Source organism: Streptomyces lushanensis, assembly GCF_001700515.1.
Taxonomy (GTDB): Bacteria; Actinomycetota; Actinomycetes; order Streptomycetales; family Streptomycetaceae; genus Streptomyces; species Streptomyces lushanensis.
On sequence record NZ_MAUD01000047.1, the window covers coordinates 1 to 5,176 of the forward strand.

The 5,176-nt window shown below is 71.3% G+C and carries 4 protein-coding genes and 2 rRNA genes; 1 reads left to right on the plus strand and 5 read right to left on the minus strand.

Translation table 11 applies throughout. From position 1 onward, the window contains the following. Positions 1-47: 47 nt before the first annotated feature. A complete protein-coding gene (locus tag BFF77_RS04145) occupies positions 48-1,076 on the minus strand; it encodes an HAD hydrolase-like protein (RefSeq protein WP_066943879.1) in 1,029 nt (342 codons plus the stop codon). A 116-nt stretch (positions 1,077-1,192) separates the two neighbouring features. On the opposite strand from BFF77_RS04145, the gene BFF77_RS04150 reads away from it, so the two are divergent. Next, positions 1,193-2,530, plus strand: a complete 1,338-nt coding sequence (locus tag BFF77_RS04150; RefSeq protein ID WP_066943881.1) for a DUF1015 family protein — start codon at positions 1,193-1,195, stop codon at positions 2,528-2,530. A 61-nt stretch (positions 2,531-2,591) separates the two neighbouring features. Here the strand turns inward: BFF77_RS04150 and BFF77_RS36155 are convergent, their stop codons facing one another. The 4 genes from BFF77_RS36155 to BFF77_RS04170 form a co-directional block, all read right to left on the minus strand. Next, positions 2,592-3,386: a tetratricopeptide repeat protein gene (locus BFF77_RS36155; RefSeq protein WP_066943883.1), complete on the minus strand. Its 795-nt coding sequence runs from the start codon at positions 3,384-3,386 to the stop codon at positions 2,592-2,594. Continuing rightward, positions 3,386-4,579: a hypothetical protein gene (locus BFF77_RS37700; RefSeq protein ID WP_211280148.1), complete on the minus strand. Its 1,194-nt coding sequence runs from the start codon at positions 4,577-4,579 to the stop codon at positions 3,386-3,388. The genes BFF77_RS36155 and BFF77_RS37700 overlap by 1 nt, the downstream gene beginning before the upstream one ends. Positions 4,580-4,827: 248 nt before the next feature. Further along, positions 4,828-4,944, minus strand: a 5S ribosomal RNA gene (gene rrf / locus BFF77_RS04165). A 133-nt stretch (positions 4,945-5,077) separates the two neighbouring features. Then, positions 5,078-5,176 (minus strand): 23S ribosomal RNA (locus BFF77_RS04170); the annotation flags it as partial.

Genomic DNA, 5,176 nt, shown 5'->3' on the forward strand with positions numbered 1-5,176 from the left:
GCCTTCCCCGGCCCCTCCGCGACCGCCGTCCGCGCGACCTCCGCGTTCTACAGCCCCAGCCTCGCCAGAGCCTTGCCCGCGTCCAGCGTGCTGGAACCGTCGCCCGCCTCCGTCCAGGCCGCCGCGCACAGCGCGCGCAGCCCGTCCGCCGCCGTACCGTCCCCGTCCAGCGCCAGCGCGTGCCCGGCGACCGAAGCGGTCCATCCGCCGCAGCCGAACCCGTCGCCCGTCACGGCCACTTCGGGCTGCCCGGTCAGCAGTCCGCGCAGATCCTCGTCCACATAGGTCGGCCGGTGCCTCGGCTCGGCGGCCAGAAGCCGCGCCGCGTCCGTCACCCCGGTCAGTACGAGCAACGAGTCCACGTCTCCGTTGAACGCCCCCTCGATATCCGTGTCCAGCCGGTCCCCCACCACCAGCGCCCGCCGCGCCCCGGTCCGCAGAATGGTCTCGCGGTGCATGGGCGGCAGCGGCTTGCCCGCGACCTGCGGGACGGCGCCCGTGGCGATCCGTACGACCTCCACCGCGGCGCCGTTGCCCGGCATGATCCCGCGCGCGCTCGGAATCGTCAGATCCGTGTTGGACGCGAACCACGGCACACCGCGGTTGATCGCGCAGCAGGCCTCACCGAACCGTCCCCAGGTCAGATCGGGACCGCCGTATCCCTGCACCACGGCGACCGGATCGTCGTCGGCCGACTCCACGGGATCGAGTCCGCGCTCGCGCAGCGCGACCCGCAGCCCCTCGCCGCCGATCACCAGCACCTTGGATCCGGCCGGGAACTGCTCCGCGATCAGCCGGGAGACCGCCTGCGCCGAGGTGATGACATCGGCCGGCTCGGCCGGCGCGCCGAGTTCGGTGAGATGCGCCGCGACGGCGGCGGGCGTGCGCAGCGCGTTGTTGGTGACATACGCGAGACGCATCCCGGCGTCCCGGGCCGTACGGAGCGACTCGACGGCGTGCGCGACGGCTTCCCCGCCCGCGTACACCACACCGTCGAGATCGAGCAGAGCGGTGTCGTACGCCCTGTGCAGCGCGGTCGTACTCCCGCTCGGCCTGGTCCTGCTCTGCTCGCTCATCCGCCGTCCGTTCCTCGCTCGTGCCGTCCACACGGCATGTCCGTCGAACCCACCTGCTCCATGGTGCTTCTCTCCCGATCATCGCTCATTCCCCACACCCCACATACGATGCCCTGATGAACACAACAGGTCCTGCGGACAAGGGGCTGCGGCTGATTCCGTTCCATGGGCTCCGCTATGTCCCCGAACGGGTCGGCAGTCTCTCCGCCGTGACCTCTCCGCCGTACGACGTGGTCGTGCGGCCGGACGGACTGCACCACCTGGAATCGGCGGATCCGCACAACATCGTCCGGCTGATCCTGCCGCAGGCCGCCACGCCCGGCGAACGCCACCGCCAGGCGGCCCGGACGCTGGCGCGCTGGCTTTCCGAGGGCGTCCTCGCGCCGGACCCGGAGCCCGCGCTGTACGTGTACGAGCAGTGCAAGGGCGAGCTGGTGCAGCGAGGGGTGATCGGGGCACTGGCGCTCTCGTCGCCGTCGGACGGCATCGTGCTGCCTCATGAGGACGTCATGCCGGATGTCGTGGCGGACCGCGCGGACCTGATGCGGGCCACCGCCGCGAATCTGGAACCGCTGCTGCTGACGTACCGCAGCGGCGGCGAGGTGACCACCGGCCCGCCGGGCGCACCGGGTACGACGGGCACAGCGGGCACGGCGGGCACAGCGGGCACGGCGGGCGTCATCGAGCGCGCCGTCCGCCGCCCCCCGCTCCTCGCCACCACCACGGAGGACGGCTTCCGCCATCGGCTGTGGTCGGTGACCGATCCCGGCGACCTCCTGGAGATCGCCGACGACCTGGGCCACCACCAGGCCCTGATCGCCGACGGCCACCACCGCTGGGCGACCTATCTGAGGCTGCGCGACGAGCACGCGGAACCCGGGCCGTGGGGATACGGGCTGGTCCTGCTGATCGACACGGCGCGCTATCCCCTCCAGGTCCGCGCCATCCACCGAGTGCTGCACCAACTGCCCGTCGACCGCGCGGTCGAGGCGCTCTCCGGCTTCTTCCGTGTCCGTACGGTCGGCGGCTCGCTCCCTGAGGCGCTCGACGCCCTCGCCGACGCCGCCGCCCTGGGCAACGCGTTCCTGCTCGCCGGGAACGGCCGCTTCCGTCTGGTCGACCGTCCGGACCAGGAGCTGCTGGCGCGTACGGTGCCCGTCGACCGGCCCGCGGCCTGGCGGGCGCTGGACGCGACGGTCCTGCACTCCACGCTGCTGGACCACCTCTGGCGGATCCCCGACGCGCCCGAGCACATCGCGTACATCCACGACACGGCGGCGGCCGTCGACAAGGCGGAACGGGACGGCAGTACGGCGGTCCTGCTGCACCCGGTGCGCGAGGAGGTCGTACGGGAACTGGCGCGCCAGGGCGTGATGATGCCCCGCAAGTCGACGTCCTTCGGACCCAAGCCGGCGACGGGGCTGGTGCTGCGAAGTCTCGCCCCGGGCCACTGACGGCGCACATACGTGTGGGCGGCACCCCGGGAGGAGTACCGCCCACACGTATCGGCTCGACTCAGCTCAACGGTCGCTGCCCGGCGTCGGGTTCGTCGCGTTCGTCCTCGTCGTCGACGAGGTCGTCGGCGCTGTCCTCGTCGGTGTCCTCGACGTCGAGAACGAGGATGACGTCCTCGTCCTCTTCGTCGTTCTCATCGTTCCCGTCGGCCTCGACGTCCTCGGTCTCGTCGTCCTCGGCCATGGCGTCCACGAACTCCACGCCGTCCAGCTCCGCGAGCCGGTCCGACGCGTCCGTCGCGCCGTCCTTGTCCGCCTCGATCGTCTTGGCGAACCACTCGCGGGCCTCGTCCTCGCGCCCGGCCGACAGCAGGGCGTCGGCGTACGCGTAGCGCAGCCGAGCGGTCCACGGCTGAACGGAGTTGGACGCCAGCTCGGGGCTCTGGAGCGTCACGATGGCGGCGTCGATCTGTCCCATGTCCCTGCGGGCACCGGCCGCGACCAGCCGCATCTCGACCTGGCCCGCCTTGTCGAGCTTCTGCACCTCGGGCTCGCCTGCCATCGCCATCGCCCGTTCAGGACGGCCGAGTCCGCGCTCGCAGTCCGCCATGACGGGCCACAGGTCGACATTCCCGGTCATCCGACGCGCGGCCCTGAACTCGGCCAGCGCCTCGGCGTACTTCTGCGTGGCGTAGGCGGCGAAGCCCGCCGCCTCCCGTACGGCGGCGACCCGGGAGGCGAGCCGCAGCGCGATACGGGAGTACGCGTAGGCCTGCTCCGGGTCCTCGTCGATGAGCTGGGCGACCATGACGAGGTTTCTGGCGACGTCGTCGGCAAGCGTCTTGGGCAGGCTCATCAGCTCCTGGCGGACGCTCTTGTCGATCTCCTCGCCGGTGACGTCGTCCGGGATCGGCAGCCGCTTGATCGGCTCCCGGTCACGGTCGCGGTCCCGGTCGTCACGGCGCTCGTACCCGCCACGGCGGTTGTCGTCGCGACCGCGGTATCCACCGCGGTCGCGGTCACCGCGGTCCCGGTCGTCGCGACGGCCGTAACCGCCGCCGACGCCACCCCCGCCCGTGGGCCGGCCACCACGGTCGTCACGGCGGGCGTAGCCACCGCCAGTGCCACCGCCGGGCCCGCTGGGGCGCCCTGCCCCGCTACGGCTGTCGTCCCTGCGCGGACCGCTGGGACGGTCGTCACGCCGGTCGTCCCGGCGGAACGCGGGCCGGTCGTCACGCCGGTCGTCACGACGGGGACCAGTGGGACGGTCGTCCCTGCGAGGACCGCTCGGCCGGTCGTCACGACGGCCGTAGCTGCCACCACCGCCACCGCCCCGGTTGTCGTCACGGCGGAACGCGGGGCGGTCGTCACGGCGATCGTCGCGGCGGCTGTCGTCACGACGGTCGTCGCGACGCGGGCCGCTCGGGCGGTGGTCGTCCCGGCGAGGGCCACCGCTGCTGGGACGGTCGTCACGGCGGCCGTAACCACCCCCGCCGGCACCGGAACCGAAACTGGGCCGAGCACCACCGGGACGGTCGTCACGACGAGGACCGCTCGGCCGGTCGTCACGCCGGGGACCACTGGGACGGTCGTCACGTCGGGGGCCACCGGCGCGGTCGTCCCGACGGAAGGCAGGCCGGTCGTCCCGTCGTTCATCACGACGGAAGCCGGGCCTGTCATCGCGTCGGTCGTCACGCCGCGGAGCACCGGACCGGTCGTCTCGGCGAGGACCGCTGCCGGGACGGTCGTCGCGCCGCTGATAACCGCCGCCGCCACCGCTGCCACCACCGGCAGGCCGGCCGCCACGGTCGTCACGGCGGCCGTAACCACCGCCGCCGGCACCGGAACTGGAGCTGGGACGACCACCGCGGTCGTCCTCGCGACGCGGTCCGGCGGGCCGGTCGTCGCGTCCACCGCGATACCCGCCGCCCCGGTTGTCATCGCGCCGATGGTCGTCACGGCGGGTGTCATCACGGCGACTGCTGTCGTCACGACGGAAACCACCACGGTCCCGATCATCACGTCGCGGACCGCGATCGCGATCGTCACGGCCTCCGCGGAAGCCGCCCCGGTCACCGCTGTCCCGGCGGCGCTGATCGCGCTCGGGACGGTCGTCGGAGGAGTTGGGGGACATCGGTTGGGCTCCTGTCTTCGGGTACCGCAGTCATTCTCGCGCAGTCGGCCTTCCGATGCGCTTCAGGTGAAAGGGGGATAGCAGGGAGAGCAAACAGAACAGGGAAAACAAAAAAGGACCCATGGTCCAGCATGAACGCTGGACCATGGGTCCTTGAAAGATTGTTCGGCGGTGTCCTACTCTCCCACAGGGTCCCCCCTGCAGTACCATCGGCGCTGTGAGGCTTAGCTTCCGGGTTCGGAATGTAACCGGGCGTTTCCCTCACGCTATGACCACCGAAACCCTATCGGGCCACCCCGCCGGAGCGGGATATCGGCACTTAGCGAACAAGCACACTCTTCAATTGAGTACATACTGGTTCAACCGGTGCGACTGTTCGCAACCCGGGAACCACACAGTGGACGCGAGCAACTGAGGACAAGCCCTCGGCCTATTAGTACCGGTCAACTCCACCAGTCACCTGGCTTCCATATCCGGCCTATCAACCCAGTCGTCTACTGGGAGCCTTAACC

Coding starts and splice junctions, on each gene's coding strand:
- BFF77_RS04150 (WP_066943881.1), top strand. CDS start 1,193: ATGAACACAACAGGTCCTGCGGACAAGGGGCTGCGGCTGATTCCGTTC.
- BFF77_RS36155 (WP_066943883.1), bottom strand. CDS start 3,386: ATGAGCCTGCCCAAGACGCTTGCCGACGACGTCGCCAGAAACCTCGTC.
- BFF77_RS04145 (WP_066943879.1), bottom strand. CDS start 1,076: ATGAGCGAGCAGAGCAGGACCAGGCCGAGCGGGAGTACGACCGCGCTG.